The 20,317-nt window shown below is 68.7% G+C and carries 14 protein-coding genes and 5 pseudogenes; 7 read left to right on the forward strand and 12 right to left on the reverse strand.

Annotated elements, in window-relative coordinates:
• Window positions 1-125 precede the first annotated feature (125 nt).
• Window positions 126-1,628, forward strand: coding sequence for an LVIVD repeat-containing protein (locus ACKTSN_RS41610; RefSeq protein WP_409473800.1), 1,503 nt, complete (start codon window positions 126-128; stop codon window positions 1,626-1,628).
• On the opposite strand, the gene ACKTSN_RS41615 is transcribed toward ACKTSN_RS41610, so the two are convergent.
• The 5 genes from ACKTSN_RS41615 to ACKTSN_RS41635 form a co-directional block, all read right to left on the reverse strand.
• Entirely contained in the window at window positions 1,616-2,314 is a 699-nt protein-coding gene (locus ACKTSN_RS41615; RefSeq protein ID WP_409473801.1) for a TetR/AcrR family transcriptional regulator, read from the reverse strand. The genes ACKTSN_RS41610 and ACKTSN_RS41615 overlap by 13 nt on opposite strands.
• Window positions 2,315-2,456: 142 nt before the next feature.
• Window positions 2,457-3,146: an HAD family hydrolase gene (locus tag ACKTSN_RS41620; RefSeq protein ID WP_409473802.1), complete on the reverse strand. Its 690-nt coding sequence runs from the start codon at window positions 3,144-3,146 to the stop codon at window positions 2,457-2,459.
• A 58-nt stretch (window positions 3,147-3,204) separates the two neighbouring features.
• Entirely contained in the window at window positions 3,205-3,876 is a 672-nt protein-coding gene (locus tag ACKTSN_RS41625) for a phosphatase PAP2 family protein (RefSeq protein ID WP_409473803.1), read from the reverse strand.
• 56 nt (window positions 3,877-3,932) lie between these two features.
• Window positions 3,933-4,868, reverse strand: a complete 936-nt coding sequence (locus ACKTSN_RS41630) for a M56 family metallopeptidase (RefSeq protein WP_409473804.1) — start codon at window positions 4,866-4,868, stop codon at window positions 3,933-3,935.
• A gap of 94 nt (window positions 4,869-4,962) precedes the next feature.
• Complete coding sequence (locus tag ACKTSN_RS41635; RefSeq protein WP_409473805.1) at window positions 4,963-5,517, reverse strand: DUF5134 domain-containing protein; 555 nt, start codon at window positions 5,515-5,517, stop codon at window positions 4,963-4,965.
• Between the two features lie 196 nt (window positions 5,518-5,713).
• On the opposite strand from ACKTSN_RS41635, the pseudogene ACKTSN_RS41640 reads away from it, so the two are divergent.
• From ACKTSN_RS41640 to ACKTSN_RS41650, 3 genes and pseudogenes are all read left to right on the forward strand, one after another.
• A pseudogene (locus tag ACKTSN_RS41640) lies at window positions 5,714-6,241 on the forward strand (FUSC family protein); the annotation flags it as partial.
• Window positions 6,242-6,395: 154 nt separating this feature from the next.
• Window positions 6,396-8,855, forward strand: a pseudogene (locus tag ACKTSN_RS41645) (Tn3 family transposase); the annotation flags it as partial.
• A 61-nt stretch (window positions 8,856-8,916) separates the two neighbouring features.
• Window positions 8,917-9,462 carry a Tn3 family transposase gene (locus tag ACKTSN_RS41650; protein WP_409475050.1) on the forward strand — a complete coding sequence of 182 codons (546 nt, stop codon included), beginning with the start codon at window positions 8,917-8,919 and terminating at the stop codon, window positions 9,460-9,462.
• 131 nt (window positions 9,463-9,593) lie between these two features.
• On the opposite strand, the gene ACKTSN_RS41655 is transcribed toward ACKTSN_RS41650, so the two are convergent.
• From ACKTSN_RS41655 to ACKTSN_RS41685, 7 genes and pseudogenes are all read right to left on the reverse strand, one after another.
• The gene (locus ACKTSN_RS41655; RefSeq protein ID WP_409473806.1) at window positions 9,594-10,247 is read right to left on the reverse strand and encodes a DUF4158 domain-containing protein; all 654 of its coding nucleotides are present in this window, start codon (window positions 10,245-10,247) and stop codon (window positions 9,594-9,596) included.
• Between the two features lie 183 nt (window positions 10,248-10,430).
• Window positions 10,431-11,678: an MFS transporter gene (locus ACKTSN_RS41660; RefSeq protein WP_409473807.1), complete on the reverse strand. Its 1,248-nt coding sequence runs from the start codon at window positions 11,676-11,678 to the stop codon at window positions 10,431-10,433.
• Entirely contained in the window at window positions 11,675-12,553 is an 879-nt protein-coding gene (locus ACKTSN_RS41665) for an isocitrate lyase/phosphoenolpyruvate mutase family protein (RefSeq protein WP_409473808.1), read from the reverse strand. Before ACKTSN_RS41665 ends, ACKTSN_RS41660 begins: the two co-directional genes overlap by 4 nt.
• Before the next feature lie 98 nt (window positions 12,554-12,651).
• Window positions 12,652-13,905 carry an ATP-grasp domain-containing protein gene (locus tag ACKTSN_RS41670; protein WP_409473809.1) on the reverse strand — a complete coding sequence of 418 codons (1,254 nt, stop codon included), beginning with the start codon at window positions 13,903-13,905 and terminating at the stop codon, window positions 12,652-12,654.
• Entirely contained in the window at window positions 13,902-15,194 is a 1,293-nt protein-coding gene (locus ACKTSN_RS41675; RefSeq protein WP_409473810.1) for an ATP-grasp domain-containing protein, read from the reverse strand. The genes ACKTSN_RS41670 and ACKTSN_RS41675 overlap by 4 nt, the downstream gene beginning before the upstream one ends.
• Window positions 15,184-16,416: pseudogene (locus tag ACKTSN_RS41680) on the reverse strand (pyridoxal phosphate-dependent aminotransferase). The gene ACKTSN_RS41675 and the pseudogene ACKTSN_RS41680 overlap by 11 nt, the downstream one beginning before the upstream one ends.
• A 250-nt stretch (window positions 16,417-16,666) precedes the next feature.
• The gene (locus tag ACKTSN_RS41685; RefSeq protein WP_409473811.1) at window positions 16,667-16,930 is read right to left on the reverse strand and encodes a hypothetical protein; all 264 of its coding nucleotides are present in this window, start codon (window positions 16,928-16,930) and stop codon (window positions 16,667-16,669) included.
• A gap of 396 nt (window positions 16,931-17,326) precedes the next feature.
• Here ACKTSN_RS41685 and ACKTSN_RS41690 point away from each other — a divergent pair.
• From ACKTSN_RS41690 to ACKTSN_RS41700, 3 genes and pseudogenes are all read left to right on the forward strand, one after another.
• Window positions 17,327-18,352 (forward strand): annotated as a pseudogene (locus ACKTSN_RS41690) (IS110 family transposase); the annotation flags it as partial.
• Between the two features lie 237 nt (window positions 18,353-18,589).
• Window positions 18,590-19,732: pseudogene (locus tag ACKTSN_RS41695) on the forward strand (FUSC family protein); the annotation flags it as partial.
• Window positions 19,729-20,307, forward strand: a complete 579-nt coding sequence (locus ACKTSN_RS41700) for a MarR family winged helix-turn-helix transcriptional regulator (RefSeq protein WP_409473812.1) — start codon at window positions 19,729-19,731, stop codon at window positions 20,305-20,307. The pseudogene ACKTSN_RS41695 and the gene ACKTSN_RS41700, both read left to right, overlap by 4 nt.
• Window positions 20,308-20,317: the final 10 nt, after the last annotated feature.

Genomic DNA, 20,317 nt, shown 5'->3' on the forward strand with positions numbered 1-20,317 from the left:
CCACTCATGAACGAGCGAAAACCTTCATTACATGTTCGTTGCCCCCTGTTGATCTGTGCATGCGGAAGACGATACTTCGGGGGTCCGTGAACCGTTCCCTGACGAACGGAACAAGGGAGGAAGCAGTGACCCTGTTGAACAACCCCCGAACGCGGCGCAGACGCCTGGGAGTTGCCGCGGCAGCGGCCGGACTCCTGGCCGCGCTGCTGACGGTCCATCCGGCGGCCGCGACCCCCGACCCGGGGGACGGCCCGGCAACCGACAAGGAGGTGTCCCACAGCGCCCAGGCCGAGGTGCGCGAGGCCCTGGAGAGCGGGGAGATACCCGGCCAGGACGAGGTCGTCCACTCGGACAACATCGAGCACGTCACGAACATCCCCAAGGACGTGCTGCCCGGCACCAATTCGGATCTCGCCTTCCAGGGCAGGTACGCCTTCGCCGGCAACTACGACGGCTTCCGCATCTTCGACATCAGCAACCCGAAGTCGCCGAAGACGGTCGCCCAGGTGCTGTGCCCCGGCTCGCAGAACGACATCTCCGTCTCCGGCAACCTGCTGTTCCTGTCCACCGACTCCTCGCGCAGCGACAGCAGTTGCAACAGCACCACGCAGCCGGTGACCGAGAAGTCCTCCTGGGAGGGCATGAAGGTCTTCGACATCAGCGACAAGCGCAACCCGAAGTACGTCGCCGCCGTCGAGACCGCCTGCGGTTCGCACACCCACACGCTGGTGCCCGAGCGCAGGAACGTCTACATCTACGTCTCCTCGTACTCGCCGAACGCCGCGTACCCCGACTGCCAGCCGCCGCACGACGGCATCTCCGTCATCAAGGTGCCTCGCAACGCGCCGGAGAAGGCTGCGCTCGTGGGCTTCCCGGTGCTCTTCCCCGGTGAGGGCCCGGACGGCGGCGGCAACCCGGGCGGGCCGACCAACCCGGGTGTCTCCAAGACGACCGGCTGCCACGACATCACCGTGCTGCCCTCTCAGGACCTGGCGGCGGGCGCCTGCATGGGTGACGGCATCCTGTTCTCCATCAAGGACCCGGAGCACCCGAAGGTCATCGACCAGGTGCAGGACAACGTGAACTTCGCGTTCTGGCACTCGGCGACCTTCAACCAGGACGCCGACAAGGTGGTGTTCACCGACGAGCTGGGCGGCGGTGGCGCGGCCACCTGCAACGAGGAGATCGGCCCGAACCGCGGCGCCGACGGCATCTACGACATCGTCGGCAAGGGCGACAACCGCAAGCTCGTCTTCCGCAGCTACTTCAAGATCGAGCGCCACCAGGCGGACACCGAGGTCTGTGTGGCCCACAACGGCTCGCTGATCCCGGTCAAGGGCAAGGACATCATGGTCCAGGCCTGGTATCAGGGCGGCGTCTCCGTCTGGGACTTCACCGACTCCGCCCACCCGAAGGAGATCGCCTACTTCGAGCGCGGTCCGCTGACCACCGACCGGGTCACGACCGCCGGCTCCTGGTCGGCGTACTACTACAACGGTTACATCTACTCGAACGACATCGCCAAGGGCTTCGACGTCCTGAAGCTCGACGACCGGCGCACGGACCCGGCGAAGCGTGTCCGCCTGCACGAGCTCAACGTGCAGACGCAGCCGGACTACTTCGACTGATCCGAGGCCGGCCGACCGAGGGTCGGTGTGTCTGCCGGGTCTGTCGCGAAGAACCGTGACAGATCCCCGTCGCGTGTCCCGCCGGGCGTTTCGGCGTCCGGCGGGCACCCGAGCTCCCAGTCGAGCCGGTAGCGCCGGAACAGCTCGGTGCGCAGGGGAGTGATCGGCATCCCCACGTTCGGCAGCACCATCGCGTAGACGGCCCCCATGAGCAGGGCGCGCAGCATCGCATAGTCGGCCTCGGCGTTCCGGGAGCCGTGCCGGGCCACGGTGTCCCGCAGCAGTTCGGCGAGCCGCTGCTGCTCCGGGCACTGCACGAAGCCCTCGGTGTCCAGCAGTCCCGCCATGTGCTGGCGCATCAGCACGGTCCGGTCCCGGGCCAGGCCGAGGATCGCGTCGATGGCACGCGCCATCCGCTCCCGGCCGTCCTCCGTGCGCGGTTCGCGCTCCAGTGCCTCCTCCAGCGTGCGGTGCATCAGCCGGTGCACGGCGGACTGCACGAGCTGGCGTTTGCCGGGGAAGTAGTACGACACCAGTCCGCGTGCCGAGCCGGCCCGGTCCGCGATGTCGCCGAGGGTCGTGGCCTCGTATCCCCGCTCGCTGACCAGCTCGACCGCCGCCTGCAGGAGCCGCTCCCGGGAACGCCGCCGCAACTCTTCATTGACCGAGGCGCTACGGGGGGTCATGCTGTAACTCCTGCGTTGACTGGCTGCCAGCCAACTATACTCAGAGCGTCCGTCCCGGCCTCTGCACGGCCGGGATCGGCGGTGCCGTCTGTCTCGGGCGACGCGGGGGATCGTCCGAGACAGACGGTCGTTTTTTCCCGGGTCAGTCGACGAGGTCCAGTACCGGGCGCAGCCCGTCGGGCCGCTCGTCGGCCGGCAGGTGGTGCACGAAGTGGACCGCACAGCCCAGGGCGGCCGCGCCGCCGTCCGCCCGGGGTTCGTCACCCACCATCAGCACCTGCTGGGGATCGGCGCCGAGATCCGCGCAGGCCGCGGCGAACAGCCGCGGATCCGGCTTGCGGATGCCGTGCTCGTACGACAGGACGTACGTGCCCACGTAACGGTCGAGCCCGTGCGCGCGGAACACCGGGCGCAGGTCCCAGCCGATGTTGCTCACCACGCCGATGCCGACTCCCCGCTCGTGCAGCGTCCGAAGCACCTCGGCGGCGTCCGGGTACGGCGTCCACGCGGCCGGGGTCATATGGCGGTCGTACAGCGCGTCGTGCAACCCGGGGTCGGGCAGCGGCACTTGGCGGGAGAGGCCGGTGTAGGCGGCTCGGTGCTGGGCGGAGCTCTGGTCCCGGACCTCCCACACGTCGGCCAGTTCGACGGGCACCCGCTCCGGGAGCGCCCCGCCGGGCAGCGCCCCGGCCGCCTGCAGCGCCTGCGCGGCCTTGCCGAACTCGGGCTCGGGCAGCGGGACATCGGCCTCGGTCAGTACGGCGCTCAGCCAGGACTCGGTGGACTCGACTCGGAAGAGGGTTCCGGAGAAGTCGAACAGCACGGCGATCATGCGGTGATCCTATGGACCCGCGTTCCACGCCGAAGGCGGTTCGTTTCCGGGCGTGGTTTCAGGATCGCCACCGTTCGTGGGCCGTCACCGCGAGCGTCACCACCGTCGCGCCCAGCAGCCAGCCGCCGACGACGTCCGAGGGCCAGTGCACGCCGAGCCACACCCGGGTCAGCCCCACGCCGAGCACGGACACCACGGCCACGGCGAGGGTCGTACGGCGCAGGACGCGGGCGGCGCCGTGGCGGTGCAGGAGCCACAGGAGCAGGCCCAGGACCACCGTGGCGGTCATGGCGTGGCCGGAGGGGAAGGCCGCGTAGTGAGCGGAGTCGACCGGGTCGGACCAGACGGGGCGCGCACGGTCCACCGCGGCCTTCAGTGACTGCTGCACGGCCGTGCTCAGCGCGACGGTGACCACCAGCCACGCCGCGGTCCACCGCGCCGAGTGCTTCCACACGAGCCACACCACAACCGCCCCGCACAGGATGCGCATCGTCAGCGGGTCCCAGACCCAGTCCGTGAGGATGCGGCACACCTGCGTGATCCCGGACTCCTCGACCGCCCAGCGATGGGTGGTGCGGGAGACGTCGCCGTCCAGGTTCATGAGGGGGTGCCACTCGGCGGCGACCAGGACGAGGAGCAGGAAGGAGCACAGCGCCAGCGTGATGGGCGCGCGGCGGGCGGTGCGCTGCTCCGGCGGTCGGGGTGGGGATTCGACGGTGGGGATGTGCATGGTGCGATCCTCGCCGACTGGTGGGGCGGAAGGCGACCCCCCCTCCCAGGATGCGGCTACCCCAGTGCCCGCAACCCGGGTACGAATGCCACCAGCAATGGTACGACCGGCACGAGCGCGGCCGTCGCCGTGAGCCGCAGCCGCCGGGCAGCGGTGAGCCGGTCCGGGGGAGTGAGCAGCCGGTGCACCCGCTGCGGCACATGGGCCTGCGGCGTCGGGCAGGGGCCGAACACGCCTCGGTCCTCGTTGACTCCCACCAGCGCGAGCGCAGTGGTCAGCCGCCCGAAGCGGCGGGAGGCCATGTCGTCCGCGGCGAGCTCCACCAGTCGGTGCATCTCGTCGCGGAACGCGGCGAACACCGGCACCCGCGGGAATCCGCACGCCAGTGCGGCCGAGCAGTGCAGCAGCCAGTCGTGCCGGGCCCGCGCATGTCCCTGCTCGTGCGCGAGGAGGGCGTCCAGTTGCTGTCCCTTCAGCCGGCGCAGGGCGGCGGTGGTGAGGACGAGCCGGGGTGCCGTGCCGGGCAGCCACCAGGCGTCCGGCCGCTCACCCTCCAGGACGACGAGCCGACCGTTCCCCGGCTCCTCACCCGGCAACATCGGGGCCCGCACGAGGAGTTCGGCACGTCGCCGCCGACGCCGTGCCTGCGCCCGTACGACCTCCCGGACCAGCATCACCGCGGTCCAGACGGCGCCCGACGCGAGGGTGAGCGCTGTCGTCGCCGCCCAGGGGCCGGTCGTACCCAGCGCATAGGCCTCCACGACCGCGCGCGGTGCCGGCGCGAACACATGGCCGCGCACCGCCTGCCAGGCGGCCGCCGCGCTGAGCGTCATCGACAGCGCGCAGCACAGCAGTACGGCCACCACCACGCACTGCCAGACCCACAGGGCAACCACCGGTTCGCGGTCCGGCCAGTCGGTCCGGGCGAGCAGCCGTGGGGCCAGGACGGCGGTCAGGGCGCCGAGCAGCAACAGTGCCGCGGGGACCATCATGGGGACACCTTATGAGCGGCGGCTCAGTGGGAGGCTCGCCTTCCCGCAAAGTGACACAGACCACGGGGCTCGTACCGTCCGCGTCCGCCGCCCCTCACAGCGTCAGCAGCATCGCGACCATGGCGATGCCCATCGACAGCCGGCAGGCCCGCGCCAGCTCGGGCCGGTCGCCCCACCCCGCGGCGCGGGGGGCGCCCGCCACGGCCGGGGCGGGTATCAGGCGCACTCCGCCGAGCAGCACGTATCCGGAGAAGTAGAGCAGCAGGAGCCCGGTGAGCAGGGGGAGTCCGGTGCTGCCGTGTCCGTGTCCGGAGGTGTCGTTCGGGGTGCCGGCCATCGCCACCGCCATGTAGACCATGGCCGAGGCGCCCACCAGGTGGTGCAGATGGCGGGCCCCGCCCCGGGCCGCCCACAGGGCGCGCAGCGCGGCCGCGCCGAACAGAACCGCGAAGGCGGGCCAGGCCCAGGTCGGCGGTGTGTACGCGGCCGTCGGTACGGCCATCGCGGCCATGCCGAAGCCCATCAGCGCCTCGTCGACCGCGGCCCGGCGCTGTTCCTCGACGGTGCTGCGCAGGCGCAGCAGGCAGTAGGCGCCGGTCGCCGTGCACAGCGCGACCAGCAGCCAGCCGGACGCAGCCGGTCCGTGCACGCGCACCTCCCCGCTCGACGGTCCGGTCGACAGGGCGTCGACGGTCGGTCAAGGGATGCCCGGTCCGTTCGGCGCGCACGCGAGCGCAAGGGTGTACGCGGGGAGCGTTCGGCGGAGCGCGGGAGGGCGGGGCGGCACCGGCAGGCCATCTCGCCCGATTTCTTTTACTAGTAAAACACCTGTTAAGCTGTTCGACATGAGCAGTGCGACCCTCGCCCCCACGACCCAGCGCCTGCGCCGACTCCCGCTCATCGGCGTGCTGCGCCTCGGCCCCTCCGACATCTGGTTCAAGCCCGCGCTGAGCGTGGTCGCCGCGGTCGCCCCGCCCAACCTGACCCTCCTGGCGCTCGACCGCCTCGACCTGGCCGTCTACACGATGGCCGGATCCCTGTGCGCCCTGTACGCCCACAACCGTCCGTACGCCGCCCGGGCCAGGGCGCTGGCGTGGCTGGTGCTGGGCATGCTCGGCGGGCTCGCCGCCGCCCTGGTCGTGGCCTCGCTGACCACGAACGCCGTCGCGCTGGTCACCGTCGGCGCCCTGCTGGCTGCCGTACAGAAGGTGCTGTGCGACGCGACGCGCATCGGACCGCCGGGCAATGTCGTCCTCACCTTCGTCAGCTCCGCCGCACTGTTCGCCCCGCAGACCCTGGCCCGGGTCCCCGGTCACCTGGCGCTGGGCGTCGTGGCGGGCGTCTGGTCCTGGCTCGTCTGCATGGTGGGCGGAGGAGATACGCGTAAAAGCCGCCACTTCATAGCAGAGCGTGACGATCGAATACGGTGAGTGTGCCTACGCTCCGTGATCTGGCCCTGGCCCCGCTCCCGGGATCGTCGCTGTTTATGGTGGCCGCTGTCAGACGGTCGGGCGTGGGGCGGTTGGTGTGGCGTCGCTGGAGCGGACGGCGTATCCGAGGTTCAAGAGGCTGATCTCGGAACGGGAGTTGCGGGAGTTCTTCACGCCGTCGGCGGAGGAGGTGGCGTGGGCACGTGAGCGTACGCATGACCGCCCGGGCAGGGTCCTGGCGCTGCTGGTGATGCTGAAGTCCGCGGCACGGCTGGGCCGTGTCCTCAAGATTGGGGAGATACCCGAGGTGGTCGTGGCCCACGTGCGTGATCAGGCGGGGCTCGCTGCGGGGACGGTGCCAGAGGCGGATTCCGAACGGAGCGAGGAGCGCTACCGTTCCGCCGTACGTGACCGCCTGGAGCTGAAGCACAAGCCGGGCGAGGCCCGCGCGGTCGCGGAAGTCGCGATGCGGGCGGTGGCGCCGGTGAAGGCGCATACCGCGGACCTGGTGAACGTGGCGCTGGAGGAGTTGGTCCGGCAAAAGGAGCGGCTGGAGCTTCCGGCTTTCTCCACCCTGGACCGGATGGCTGCCGGTATCCGCTCCGAGGTGGAAGCCTCACAGTGCGAGGCGATCGTCGCGCGCATGAGTGACGCGGCGCGGCAGCGGGTCGCAGGCATGCTGGAGGTCGTCGAGGGCGAGTACCAGAGCCTGTTCGCGTGGATCAAGCAGCCCGCGCGGCGGGCGACATGGTCGCGGTTTCGGGCTCATGCGGAGCGGATGGAGAGGGTGGACGGGCTGGGGGATGCCGTCTTCTGGGTGGGGAAGACACCGCCGGCGAAGGTGGCCGCGCTGGCCGAGCAGGCGAGAGTGCTGTCGGTGGGCGAGATGAAGGACATCGCCGAGCCCCGCCGCACCGCGATGACCGTGTGCCTGCTGGCGCAGGTGCAGGCGGCGGTGCGGGACGAGACCGTGGTCATGCTCTCCAAGCGCATGTCCCGGCACCTCAAGCGGGCCCAGGAAGAGCTGCTGGAGATCGAGAAGCGGCAGAAGGAGACGACCGAGCAGCTTTTGGCTACCTTCCGGGACGTGCTGACCGCCCTGCGCGGCAGCGGCGAGGCCGCTCCCGGCGCGTGGGAGGGGGAAGCATCGCTGGATGACCTGCTGGCGCTGAAGAACGCCCGGGCTGCGATCGAGACGTCGGGGGGGTTCGAGGCCCAGCTGGCGGAGCTGGAGGCCCTGGACGCCTACCGGGGCAGCAACTACACGGCGCTGGTTGAGCGCTTCTTCAAACCGGACCGGCCGACCATGTTCAAGATCGCCCGCCGTCTGTCGTTCACTGCAACCTCGACCGACCGTAGCGTGCTGGAGGCGCTGGACCACGTCCTCGCCTCTCAGCACCTCACCCGGCCCCTCGTGGCGGACACGCATCCCACCCGTAAGGACGAGAACGGGGAGTCGGTACGGCTGGACCTGTCGTTCGCGCCGAAGATGTGGCTGAAGACTGTCTACTCCCGTGAACAGCCGGGAATGCTGGTCCGCCGCCATTTCGAGGCAATGGTGTTCGCCTGTCTCGTGGAGGAGCTGCGCTGCGGTGATGTCGCCGTGATCGGCGCCGAGGACTACGGTGACTGGACCCGCATGCTCCTGCCCTGGGAGCAGTGCGAGCCCAAGCTCGCGCACTTCTGCGAGCAGGCCGGCCTCCTCGCCACCGCGAGCGAGTTCACCGTTCGGCTGCGCGAGCGGCTCACCACGATCGCCGAGACCGTGGACGCCGGGTATCCGGACAACAAGGATCTCACCATCGACCCGGTCACCGGCGTCCCCTCCCTCGCGGTGCGAAGAGCAGGCGAGCGCACCGCCTCCGCGGAGAAGCTGGAAGAAGCTCTCTCCGAGCGTCTTCCAGCCCGCAGCGTGCTGGAACATCTGGCGCGGGCGGCGCACTGGACGGACTGGTGGAAACGGCCCGGCCCGCGCTCGGGCAGCGAGCCGAAGCTGAAGGAACCCCTGCCGCGCTACGTGACCACCGCGTTCGTCTACGGCTCCGGGCTCGGCCCCGCCCAGGCAGTACGCCACATGCGAGGCAGCGTGGCCGCGCACGAACTCGGCGCGATCGCGAAGCGCCACTTCACTATCCCGGTTCTCAACCGGTGCGGTGCCGACGTCGTCAACGCCCACGCCGGCCTGGACCTGACGGCGGCGTGGGGTGACGGGTCGGTGGCGGCGGTGGACGGCACCATGATGGACACCGTCATCGACAACCTCCTCGCCGAGACATCGATCCGCTACGGCGGCTACGGCGGGATCGCCCACCATCTCGTCTCCGACACCTACGTTGCGCTCTTCTCCCGGTTCATCCCGTGCGGGGTGTGGGAGGCCGTCTACCTCATCGACTCGCTCCTTGCGAACGAGTCGGAGGTCAGGCCGGACACCGTACACGCCGACACTCAGGGCCAGTCCTTCCCGGTCTTCGGGCTCGCCCACCTGCTCGGCATCGACCTGCTGCCGCGGATCCGGAACTTCCAGGACCTAACCTTCCACCGCCCCGATCCCCAGGCGCGCTACGGGCATATCGACGCGTTGTTCTCCGCTGATCCGCGCCTGTATCGACTGGCAGCTCATCGAGAGCGGCTGGAAGGACCTCATGCAGGTCGGCCTGTCGGTACGGGAAGGCACCGTGTCCTCCGTCACCCTCCTGCGGCGCCTGAACAACCACTCCCGCAAGAACCAGGTCTACCGGGTCTTCCGCGAGGTCGGCCGCGCCGTCCGGACGATCGTCTTGCTCCGCTACCTGTCGGACCCGCAGCTGCGGGAGCAGATCACCAGGGCGACGAACAAGGCCGAGGCATACAACGGGTACACGAAATGGCTGCACTTCGGCGGAGACGGCTACCTGCGCTCCCGCGATCCCGAACTCCAGGAGAAGGCCGTCAAGTTCCTCGACCTGATGGCCAACAGCATTATTTTCTCCACCACCGTCGACATGACCGACGCACTTCGCCAGATGGCCGCCCAAGGCCGGGAGGTGAACCCCGACGACGTTGCCGCGCTCAGCCCGCACCGCAGGGACAACGTGCTCCGCTTCGGCGACTACGACACCGCCACCCTTCACATCCCGCCCGGCCCGTATGACAGCGCGCTTCGCCTTCCTGCGGATGGTCTCTGACAGGGGCAGGCGAGATTGGCGGCCAACCGGAATACAGCCGGAACGGAATTGCAGTACATCCGGGCATCTTCGCGGTGGGATCCGCAGGAGTGCGCCGTGCGTATGGGCGGATCGGCCAGTGTGAGCCAGTCCTACCGGTTGGAGGGAACCACCGGCCCCCGGGCGATCAAGACGTCGGCCTCGTGGCGCCAGCCGAGGGAGGAGTAGGGGGTCGAGTAGGAACGGCGCAGAGAGTGCAGTTTGGTGTCACATGGTTTGACATCCGGACTGGGCTGGCTGTTCGCTGTGCCGCGTGGATGAGGTGAGTGACCCGCGGGTGGGGTTCCTGCGCTCGGATGTGGAGCGCTTCTGTCAGCAGTTGGACGCTGGCCCCCGCGTTGCGGATGCGTCTGCTGGAGGAGCTGCGGAGCGCGCTGGTGGGCGCGTTGGACGAGGCCCGGGTGGAGGCGATGGCGGCGGCCTCGGACGAGGGGTGGGGGCTGCGGCGGATCGGAGCGTTCGGTGTAGCCGCAGGCGTCCTTGATGGCGGTTTTGTGGGCCCAGCGGGTGCGCTCGGCGCCGTACCCGGCGAGCACTGACGGAGACTGACCGAGCTGGTCGGCGACATACTCCACCACCTCGGCGGGCGCGTCCTCCGGGTTGTCCAAGAAGGTGTCCAGGAACCGCACGGTGCCGAGCTGGATACCGTAGCCAAGCTGCGACCTCTCGCCCCGGCAGGCCGTCGCCCGCCGCCGCGCGTCGCGGTCCAGCATGAAGTAGCCGGCCAGCTGTCCGCCGTCCGGCACCTGCGTGAACGTGCCCTAGTTGCGGCGTTGTCTGTCGGTCAGGAACGCCACTCGTACTGCCCCTCCCCATCGCTTCTTGCTGCGACGGCGCTCACCTTAAGCCACATGATCAGCAGAGGTGCAACCGACGCCGTGAAGTCCCGAAGGCCACGATGTGTCCTCGTGGGTTGACGCCGGGATGTCTCAGGCCCGGAATTCACCAGATGCCCCTGGTGGGACGGTCCTGCGGCGACGGTCCCTGAGTGAGCTCACGGTGTGAACGGCCGCCACCGAGAGGCCCAGGGCCAGTGCGCCGGTCCACAGGGTGACGGACCCCCAGGTGTGCAGGACTGTGACGCCGATGGGTGCGCCGAGGACGAGGCCGAGGTTCCACACGAAGTGATAAGCGCCTTGATACGAGCCGGTGCGTCCTTGGGGCGCGTGGCGGACGAGGAAGGCGGATGCCTGGGGAACGAGCAGGATCTCTCCGGCGGTCCACACAACGAGTGCTGCTGCGTACGTCCACGGTTGCCCAGCCACGGCATTGGCCCCGAACCCGACGGCCACGAGTGCGGCGGCCAGGAGGAATTGGGTGTCGACGTTCAGGCGGCGGGCCCATCGAGAGACCAAGGGCTGTGCGGCGATGATGAGAAAGCCGTTGAGCGAGATGACCAGCCCGTAGGTGTGTGGGGTGAGGCCATGCGCTTGCATGTCCAAAGCGAGTGCTGACTGCTTTTGCAGGTAGATCGCAGCGAGGCAGAAGGAGAGCAGCAGGAATCGAGCGGTGGCCGGTGTGCGGAAGGGGGCGACGAGTCCGCTGAGCGATTCCGGACCCTTGGCGGCCGTAACGCCGGCAGTTGAGGGCTGTGCGCCAGGTAGCCGGAAGGCGATCGTCGCGTAGGCGGTCGCAGTGATGACATTGAGGGCGATGAGCCAGTATCCGGATGATTCTAGGAGGAAGCCGGAGACTGAGGGGGACACTGCGGCACCAATATTGGAGGCCCAGTACAGCAGTCCGAATGCCCGTACGTGTTCGCTCTCCTTAATCGTCCGTGCCACGATGACTGCGCCTGCGGGCTTATGCACAGTGGAGGCGCACCCGGCCAGGAAGGCGGCAGCGCCCAAGGCTTGTGGTGCGTGCACGCCAGCGAGGGCAGCGCAGGCGACGAGCGCCAGAGCCTGGGAGGTGACGATGGCGCCCCGAGGACCAGTGCGGTCTGCGAGTGCTCCGCCTCCAAGAGCGCCGAGTACGGAACCGGTGCCCCAGACTCCCACCAGGACGCCGATGGTCGTGGCCGGGGTGTGGGACTCGGCAGCGAGGAAGAGGGAGAGGAAGGACGGGACGAGAATGCCCAGACGGTTCAGCAGGGTGCCGGCGAACAGCCACCAGAACACTGCGGGGAGCGGCGCCTTGAGTGCCGCTCCCCGCACGAGTGAGTGCTTGATGCTCACGCCGACTCAAGCTTCCGCCAGTCGGCCAGCTGCTGAAGCTCGAAGATGTCCTCGACGGAGGCGATGTCGTCTTCGAGGCGCGTAGTGTCACCGTGGCGGAGGATCGAGATGTAGGTGTCACGTAGGGTGGACACCGTGGCACGCAGACCCTGGTTGGCGTAGATGACGGTGGACACCCCGTCCTTGACCGCGTCGTCCACGTGCCAGTCCGGGTACGTAGTGGGCACAACCACGACCGGGGCGCGGTCGTTCCAGAGGCCCAGGAACTCCAGCACCTCGTCTTTGGTCTGGGACTTGGAGTGGATGAGGACGGCGTCGGCGCCAGCCTCGACGTAAGCGGTGCAACGTTCCAGGGCAGTCTGCACGCCCAGCCCGTCTATCAGGGCCTCGGTGCGCGCAATGAAGAAGAAGTCGTCGCTGCCCTGGGCGTCCTTGGCAACCTTGATCTTGGAGCAGAAGGCGTCGGTATCCAGCAAGGTCTGCGCGGTGGCCACGAAGGTGTTCATCTTCGGGAAGAGCTTGTCCTCCATGCACACCGCAGTGATGCCCGCAGCCTCGTATTCGTGGACCATGTGCGCGACGTTGAGGTTATTGCCGTAACCGGTGTCGACGTCGGCCACGACCGGAATGCCGATGGCCTTCTGAGTGTGAGCCGCGGCCTCGAGGTACTCGGTCATGGTGAGGATGCTCGCGTCGGGAAGACAGCGGGCCGCCGAGACCTCCAGGCTGGAAGCCCAGGCGGCATCGAAGCCGGCCGCTTCGGCCAGTCTTCCACCGAGAGCATCGTGGACGCCGACGACGCGTACGGCCGCGCCCAATGCGCGCTTGTCGGCAAGCACACTACGGAAGGAGGGGTGAGAAACGGGCTTGGGCATGGATATCTCCTTCTCCATTTGTGAAATCACAGGCTGATGCAGCCCGGACGGGCTACACGGCAAGGGCATCCATCGATTTGTGCCGCTGGTGCGGGTGCTCAGTGAGCGCCGGCGGTTACCTGGTCAGATGTGTCGACACGGAGGCAAGCGACTGCCGCGCGAGCATGGGCCAGGGCCTCTTTCCCGGTAGGAGCGATGGTGATGGCGTGACCGTGGCGAGCAGTGTTGTTGAGTTGCGGGTCGCTGCAATATCCCGGTTCGACATAGAGGCTGACGTCCACCACGCCGGGAATCCGCCGGGCCTCGTGCGTGCCGCTCACGCTCGTCACTATTCCGGACGTGGAAGGCAGGAAGGCGATGGCAGCCGCACTGCCACGGTCCGGCTGCGGTGGGGACCACGGCGGCAGATGCATAGCCACGAGTTCCGCAGAGATGCTGACGCCAGTGGACAGCTTGACCAACTGGGTGATCCGGTCGCCTGCCGGGCGGCAGTTGATCTCAATGAGCCGGGGTCCGTCAGCCGCGAGACGCAGTTCCACATGGGCGGCGCCGAAGTCAAAGCCGACCGCGCGTAGCGCCTGGGCGGCTGTTCGGACGCACTGCTCGTCCAGGCCCGCACCAAGCTCTGCCGGTACATGGTGGCCTGTCTCGATGAAGTGCGGCAGGGCGCCGAGTTCTTTCCAAGTGACGGCCAGAGTGGTGCTACAGCCCTCATGCACCAGCATCTCGACGCTCACTTCCGGGCCGTCGACGTATTCCTCGATGAGGGCCGCGGGGATCTTCCGCTGACCGCGTTCATTGTGGGTATCCTCCAACACCGCACGGACGTGGTCCGCTGCCTCTTCGACCGAGGCGCACAGCCTGACCCCGTTACTGCCTGCGTCATCCAGGGGTTTGACGATGCACGGAAACGTCAGCGCCTGACCGCGGACGTCCGCGGGGTCGGTGACACGTATGAAACGGGGCACGGGCACGCCTGCCGCATTGCACAGCCGACGGGTCTCGGACTTGTCCCGTGCCGCACGTACGCCGTCGGGTGCGGGACCGGGCAGCCTCAGCTCCCGACTGGCCTCGGCGGCACAGATCATGTGCCATTCGCCCACCGCGATCAACGCGTCCACGGGCTGGGCCAGCTCTCGCACCGCCGCGACCACGGCGCGCGGGTCGTTGCTGTCGCAGACCACCATCTCGTCGATCCAGGCCTGGTCGAGCTTTTCATGGCCGGGGGCGACATATATCGACATGTCCTGGGTGAGGAACGTAACGCGATGCCCGGCCCGGTGTGCTGCGGCGATGGCCTCGTAGCCACTGCCGGTCAGGTTGCTCTCCAGGAAGACCAGATGCCGCCTCATAAGGCCACCACGGCGGCGTCCTGGGTGTCCGCGATGTCGAAAAGGTCCTCGCACAGGGCTGTCAGCGTACGCAGGTCGGCCGAGAGCTGCTCGGGCGAGTCCGCGCACATCTCAATGCGCAGCGGTGAACCGGCGCCTTCCTGACGGGGCTGAACACGCTCTCCGGGATTCTTGTAGACGTCAACCTGCACCGTACTGGTCAGGGCCTTGATCTCGGCAAGCCCTCGGTAGCTGGACAGCACTCCTGCGGTGTGCGGGTAGGGGGTGACGACAGCCGCTGCCCCATGCCTGTCCGACTCCACCTGCGGTGTGCTGCCGCGCAGGACGTCCCGGTATCCGGCCAGGAGATTGATCCCGAACGCCGCTTGCAGCAGCGGGGCCCGGTTCGCGCCGGGACGGCCGCCGGCCTCGATGAGGCGCGATCCGTCGGAGCCATGGACGAACTCGACGTGGACGATACCGCGGTCGACGTCCAGGGCTCGGACGGCCTGGGCCGCCAACTCCCGCATGTGCTGTTGCTCTTCACTGGTGAGGCGGGTCGCAGTCACCCGGGCAAAGTGGTGGAAGTCGTTGCCTCCGAGGTCGGTCCCGGTGACCACGTCGATCACCGGGGTCGTCCACACCTCGTCACCCAGGACCAGACACTCCACCGAGTGGTTCGTGCCGGTCATGAACTCTTCCACCAGGATCTCGACCGGGACGCCGTTGACACGTTGCTGTGTCGAGAAGTCCGGCAGTGTGCCGGCGATCTCCCCGAAGGCGTGAGCCAGGTCCTCGGAACGGTCGCAGCGGGAGACGAAGTAACTGCCCCACAGGTTTCCAGGCTTGATCACGACCGGGTAACCGACCTTCGAGGCGAAGGCGAGCGCCTCCTCTTGGCTGGTGACGACGCGTGATCGAGCCGAGACGTGCATGCCGATGCGCTCGGCGAAGCGGCGGCGCATTTCACTCTTGCTGCGCACGGCTGTGGCAGCCTGTCGGCTCATCGCGGGCAGGCCAAGGCGGTCGCATACCTCGGTCCACAGTGGGACGAGCGTCTCGTCGATGTTGATAATCGATTCGAGATGACGGTGCGCGCGCAGGCCCTCGATGCGCTCGCAGATGGCCTCCACGCCAGCGGAGAACGACATCTTCTCGACGAGGGTGAACTCCCTGGGCTCCAGACCGTGCACGGACTCGGAGTCCAGCAACAACCCCAGCTCGACATCCTGATCGAGTAGCCCGGCATAGAACTCCGGACGCTGGACCGCGCCGAAGTACAGAATGAACGGCCTTCCGCTATTCGGCATCGTTCATGACCTCCTTCAGGCTGGCCAGACCCTGGCTGATGCGGTCCTCGGCGATCGCGTACGACAGTCGCAGGAAGCCCTCCATGCCAAAGGCGGAGCCGGGGGTTAGGGCTATCTGCGCGTGCTCAAGGAGCAGTTCGGCGAAGGCTCCGGTGCTTGCAACCTCGATGCCGCGCAGCTTGCACCCAATCACCTCGCGGCAGTCGACGAAGAAGTAGAAGGCTCCCTGCGGTGTGGGGGCGGACAGGTGCGCCGTGTCGTCCAGCGCCTACTTAACCAGGCCGTGACGGCGCAGCAGTACATCGCGGGCCTTGGCCACGAAGGAGTCGAGTTCGCCACGGGCCGCGGGAAGCAGTGCGTGCTGGACCACGCTGGTCACATTGGAGGTGGTGTGACTTTGCAGATTCTTCATCGCCGCGATCACGGTGGCCGGGCCGTGGACATGGCCAGCTCTCCAGCCCGTCACGGCGAAGCTCTTGGAGAACGACCCCACACCGACGACGTACTCACGGGCACCCTCCACGAGAGCAGCGGGGTGAACGTGCACCGCGCCGGGCAGCACCAGTTCGCCGTAGCACTCGTCGAATACGATCCACAGCCCGTTGCGGCCCGCCCACTCGGTGATGACCGCCAGCAGTTGTGGCGAATACACCACGCCGGTCGGGTTGTTGGGTGTATTCAGGATGATCATGCGTGTGCGCGGCGTGCGCAGTGCTTCCAGGCGCTCCACACTCGGTACGAACCCGATGTCGTCCGTCTGGACAGCTACGGGTACGCCGCCCGCGAGGCGGACCTGTGCCGCAAAGGTCCCCCAGCCGGGATTGGGGATGAGCACCTCGTCATCGGGGTCGAGCAGCACCAGACTGGCCAGGTAGAGCGCGTGCTTCGCCCCTGTGGTGACGAGCACTTCCTTGTCCGAGTACGGCACGCCGGACAAGGTGCTGATGCGCTGGGCCAGTGCGTCACGAAGCTCGGGCAAGCCGCCGGTGTCGGTATACCGGTGAACATCCATGTCTGCGCTGTGACGCAGGGCTGCGCGTAAGTCCTCAGGCGGGGCGAGATCCAGCTCTCCGGCAGCGAAGTTCACGATGTCCAGGCCACGAGCGCGCAGCGCCTTGGCCCGATTGCGTGTTCCGGAGGTCTTGGAGCCAGACACCTGTGAAGCACGACGGGAGAGGGCCCTGCCTGACTCATTCCTCGAATGAACCTGGATGATTGTCACCTTCTCTTCATCTCTTAGAAGGATTCAGTACAAACTGAGCTCGCAAACCGTAATCTGAGATGAGATGGAGTGTCAGGATGGGTTTGCGTCAATGATGGCCGATTTAGCCGGTCTGGATGAGCGCCCGGTTGTCGTCGCGGTCGATGACAGATCCTTCGTACAGGGACACCTTCCCCACATCGGTCATCAGCGTGTACTACGGTTTGCCCGCGTGAGGTCATGCCCGAGGCCACGAGCCTCCGGAAGAGGTTCAGCCGCGCGCGACCGAGGTCCGATGATGGTCCGTACCGCGGATGGGACCACAGCGAAAGAGGTAGTGCGCCTCGATGTCGAGGTGACGGAGTACGTCATGGAGCGAGATCAGCGTCTGCACGTCGTCGTTCACGCCCCGCAGCAACATGGTCTGGCCGTAGATGCGGACGCCCGCTGACTGCAAGGCCGCGTACGCCTCCCTCACGTCGGGGTAGAGCTCGCCCAGGTGGTTGATGGGGGTGGCGATCTCGACGCGGAACATCGACCGGGGGTACGGCGCACTCGTCATTCGGTCATCAACCCTGCGGGGCAGGGGTACTCGGGTGCCGGCGCGCACGACTTCCACCTGCGGCGCGTGCTGCTCGATGCGTCGAGCAAGAACTTGATGCGGTAGACCGGAATCAGCGGGTCACCCCGGTGGCCTACTTTCTACTGACAGTGAGGATGTGACGGGTGGTTCTGCTGGTGAGCCTGACTCGCCTGCTGACTGACGTCATCGACTGTCCTGTTTGGGATCTGTCGGCTCATCGGCAGGGCCGCCACGCACGTGGCCGGACGGGCGTTTGTGACCTTATAGAGGCTTGGTCCAGAAGCCCCGTCACTGTCTTGTCCACCCGCCCGACCGGCGCGTGCCGCCCTCGGAACGGACATGACCAGCATGACGCACGACGGCCCGCAGATCACCGGCGGTGTCGACACCCATGGCCTGACCCACCACGCGGCCGTGATCGACACGGTCGGCCGGCACCTGGCCGACCAGGAGTTCTCCGCCACCATCCGGGGTTACCGGGACCTGCTGGACTGGATGCGCTCACACGGCGAACTCGTCGCGGTCGGGGTGGAGGGCACCGGTGCCTACGGTGCCGAGCTCGCCCGGGTGCTGACCGCCGCGGGGGTCTCGGTCGTCGACGTGGACCGCCCGGACCGCAAGACGCGGCGGATGAAGGGCAAGTCCGACCCGGTCGACGCCTACGCCGCTGCGACGGCCGTGCTGTCCGGACGCGCCACGGGCATCCCCAAGAGCCGGGACGGCGTGGTCGAGGCGGTGCGAGTGCTGCGGATCGCCCGCCGCAGCGCGGTCAAGGCCCGCACCCAGGCAATGAACCAGATCCGTGGCCTGCTGGTCTCGGCTCCGGCGATGCTGCGTGAGCAGCTCGCGGGTCTGGATCGGGCCGCGCTGATACGCACGCTCGCCCGGCTGAGGCCCGGCGACGACCTGTCGCGCCCGCTGGCGGCGACCCGGGCCTCGCTGCGGCGCCTGGCCCGTCCCCACCAGGCGCTCGACGCGGAGATCGCCGAGCTGGACTGCGAGATCGGGCCGCTGGTCAACCAGGCCGCCCCACAGCTGCTGGAGCTGTTCGGTGTCGGGCCAGAGACCGCCGGCCAGCTGCTGGCCTCGGCCGGGGACAACCCCGAACGGATGCGGTCCGAGGGCGCGTTCGCGCACCTGGCCGGGGTCGCCCCGATCCCAGCCTCCTCCGGCCGCACCCACCGCCATCGCCTCAACCGCGGCGGCGACCGGGCCGCGAACAACGCCCTTCACACCATCGTTCTCACCCGCATGCGCTTCGACGAACGCACCCGCATCTACGTCGAACGCCGCACCAAGGAAGGGCCGAACAAGAAGGACATCATGCGCTGCCTCAAGCGATTCGTCGCCCGCGAGGTCTACCGCGCCTTGACCAGCACACCAACCGAACGAATCACTCAAACCGACCTAACTCCAGCGGCTTGTTTGCGGTCGGTCTGCAACCCGCAGGTGGCAACGGGCAAGGGAAGCGTCCTCTTCTCGTTCATCACTCTGCGTATTCACTAGCCGAGGGATGTGCCCCAACCACAGGCTCCTGGTCTTTGGAGGAGATACGCCCGAAGGGCGCCCCCGCGGGGGCGCCCTTCGGGCGTATCTCCTCCAAAGACCTGCATGGCGCCGGCCCTGGTCCGCCCGTACGGCCCGGAGCGCCGCGCCACCGCACACGCTCTGAACGCCGCCGCCGCGTACGCCGACACCCACAGCACCGGAGACGCTCACGCCCGGGCCGTCGCGGCCGCCGCGGTGCAGGCCGCCTGGCAGTCGCTGCTGTCCGTCCGCGCCCGCTTCACGACCCGGCGTGCCCTGCAGCGTCTCGTCGTCCGCGCCGAGGTAGCCCTGGCAGCACCCGCCGACACGGATCCGGCACGCCTGCGTGCCTGGGCCCGTGAACTGCGCGGCACCCGGCCCGTGCCGTACCGGGGTGGCGCGGACGCCGACGAACTGCTCGGCGTGGACGTCGACCTCGCCGCCCCGAAGCGGCCGCTGCGGCGCGCCCCCGCGCCGCTCACCCCGATCGCCCTGCGTACCGCCCTCGGCTGCGCCCTCGCCGGATACGCGTCCCTCGCTGTCGGTATCGGCCGCCCCTAGTGGGCCCTGGTCACGGCCGCCGCCCTCTACCAGGCCAACCTCACCCTGACCTGGAGCCGGGGCGTGCAGCGCGTCGTCGGCAACCTCGCCGGGGTCCTCCTCTTCGCCGCCGTCGCTCCGCTCGCCCACCTCGGCCCCACGGCCCTCGTGCTGTGCTGTCTCGCCTTCAACTTCGGGGCGGAGGCGTTGATCGGCCGCAACTACTGGCTGGGCAGTGTCTGTGTGACCCCGTTGGCGCTGCTCATCACCGAGTTCACCGGGTTCCAGGACGCCGGGGGGCTGATCGTCGAGCGGATTGTCGACACTCTCGTCGGCGCGCTGGTCGGCCTCGTGGCCGCCGTCGCCGTCACCAACCGGCGTGCGGGCGGCCGCCTCGAACGCGCCCTGGCCGTCGCCGAGCGCGCCCGTGAGCGCACCGCCCGTCTGCTGGCCGAGCCGCGCCCGGACGCCGGCGCCCTTCAGGCCGCCCGCCGAAGCCTCGCCGCCGCCCTGGCCGACCTGCGCGCCACCGCGGATGCCGCGTCCGGTGAGTGGTGGCAGCGGGCCCTGCCCCAGGAGCGGGTCGTGCTCGTCGAGCAGTCGGGACACCGTACGCTCGCGGCGACGGTACGGCGCCAGGACCTGGACCGGGACACGAGCATGACGACGGAGGACGCACGGCCATGACGGGGACGAACCGGCGGCGGACGACCGGGCACGAGACGACCGGTGCGACGGGGCGCGACGCCGGTGCTGCGCGGGGCGACACAGTTGCCGCGGTCGTCCGGCAGTGGCAGTCCGTGCGCCCCGACCTCGACACCGGCCCCATGGAGATCATCGGCCGGGTCAACCGCTGTGCCGCCCTGCTCCAGCAGGCCGAGGACGCACCGTTGCGCCGGGCCGGGCTCAGCCGGCCGGAGTTCGACCTGCTCGGCGCGCTGCGCCGCACCGGTCACGAGCTGACGCCGGGCGAACTGGCCCGGGAGACCTTCTCCTCCGGTGCCGCCGTCACCAAACGCCTCAAGCAGCTCACCGAACGCGGCCTCGTGGAGCGACGCGGTGACGCCCGTGACCGCCGCGTCGCCCACCTTCGCCTCACGGACGCCGGACGCGCCCTGGTCGACGCGATCCTGCCCGAGCAGCTCGTCTACGAGAGCGCTGTCCTGTCCGGCATGGGCGCATCGGCGCAGAGCGAACTCGCCGCGCTGCTGGGTCAGTTGCTCGAGCAGCTGGAGGGTCGGCTCGGGGCACTGCGGGTCTGAGCGGCCGCCG

Source organism: Streptomyces flavusporus, assembly GCF_046267975.1.
Lineage (GTDB): Bacteria > Actinomycetota > Actinomycetes > Streptomycetales > Streptomycetaceae > Streptomyces > Streptomyces flavusporus.

Bases quoted from the DNA above. Each gene is read 5' to 3' on its own strand.
- ACKTSN_RS41615 (WP_409473801.1), bottom strand. From the start codon at position 2,314: ATGACCCCCCGTAGCGCCTCGGTCAATGAAGAGTTGCGGCGGCGTTCC.
- ACKTSN_RS41620 (WP_409473802.1), bottom strand. From the start codon at position 3,146: ATGATCGCCGTGCTGTTCGACTTCTCCGGAACCCTCTTCCGAGTCGAG.
- ACKTSN_RS41625 (WP_409473803.1), bottom strand. From the start codon at position 3,876: ATGCACATCCCCACCGTCGAATCCCCACCCCGACCGCCGGAGCAGCGC.
- ACKTSN_RS41630 (WP_409473804.1), bottom strand. From the start codon at position 4,868: ATGATGGTCCCCGCGGCACTGTTGCTGCTCGGCGCCCTGACCGCCGTC.
- ACKTSN_RS41665 (WP_409473808.1), bottom strand. From the start codon at position 12,553: ATGCCCAAGCCCGTTTCTCACCCCTCCTTCCGTAGTGTGCTTGCCGAC.
- ACKTSN_RS41670 (WP_409473809.1), bottom strand. From the start codon at position 13,905: ATGAGGCGGCATCTGGTCTTCCTGGAGAGCAACCTGACCGGCAGTGGC.
- ACKTSN_RS41675 (WP_409473810.1), bottom strand. From the start codon at position 15,194: ATGCCGAATAGCGGAAGGCCGTTCATTCTGTACTTCGGCGCGGTCCAG.
- ACKTSN_RS41685 (WP_409473811.1), bottom strand. From the start codon at position 16,930: ATGTTCCGCGTCGAGATCGCCACCCCCATCAACCACCTGGGCGAGCTC.
- ACKTSN_RS41700 (WP_409473812.1), top strand. From the start codon at position 19,729: ATGACGGGGACGAACCGGCGGCGGACGACCGGGCACGAGACGACCGGT.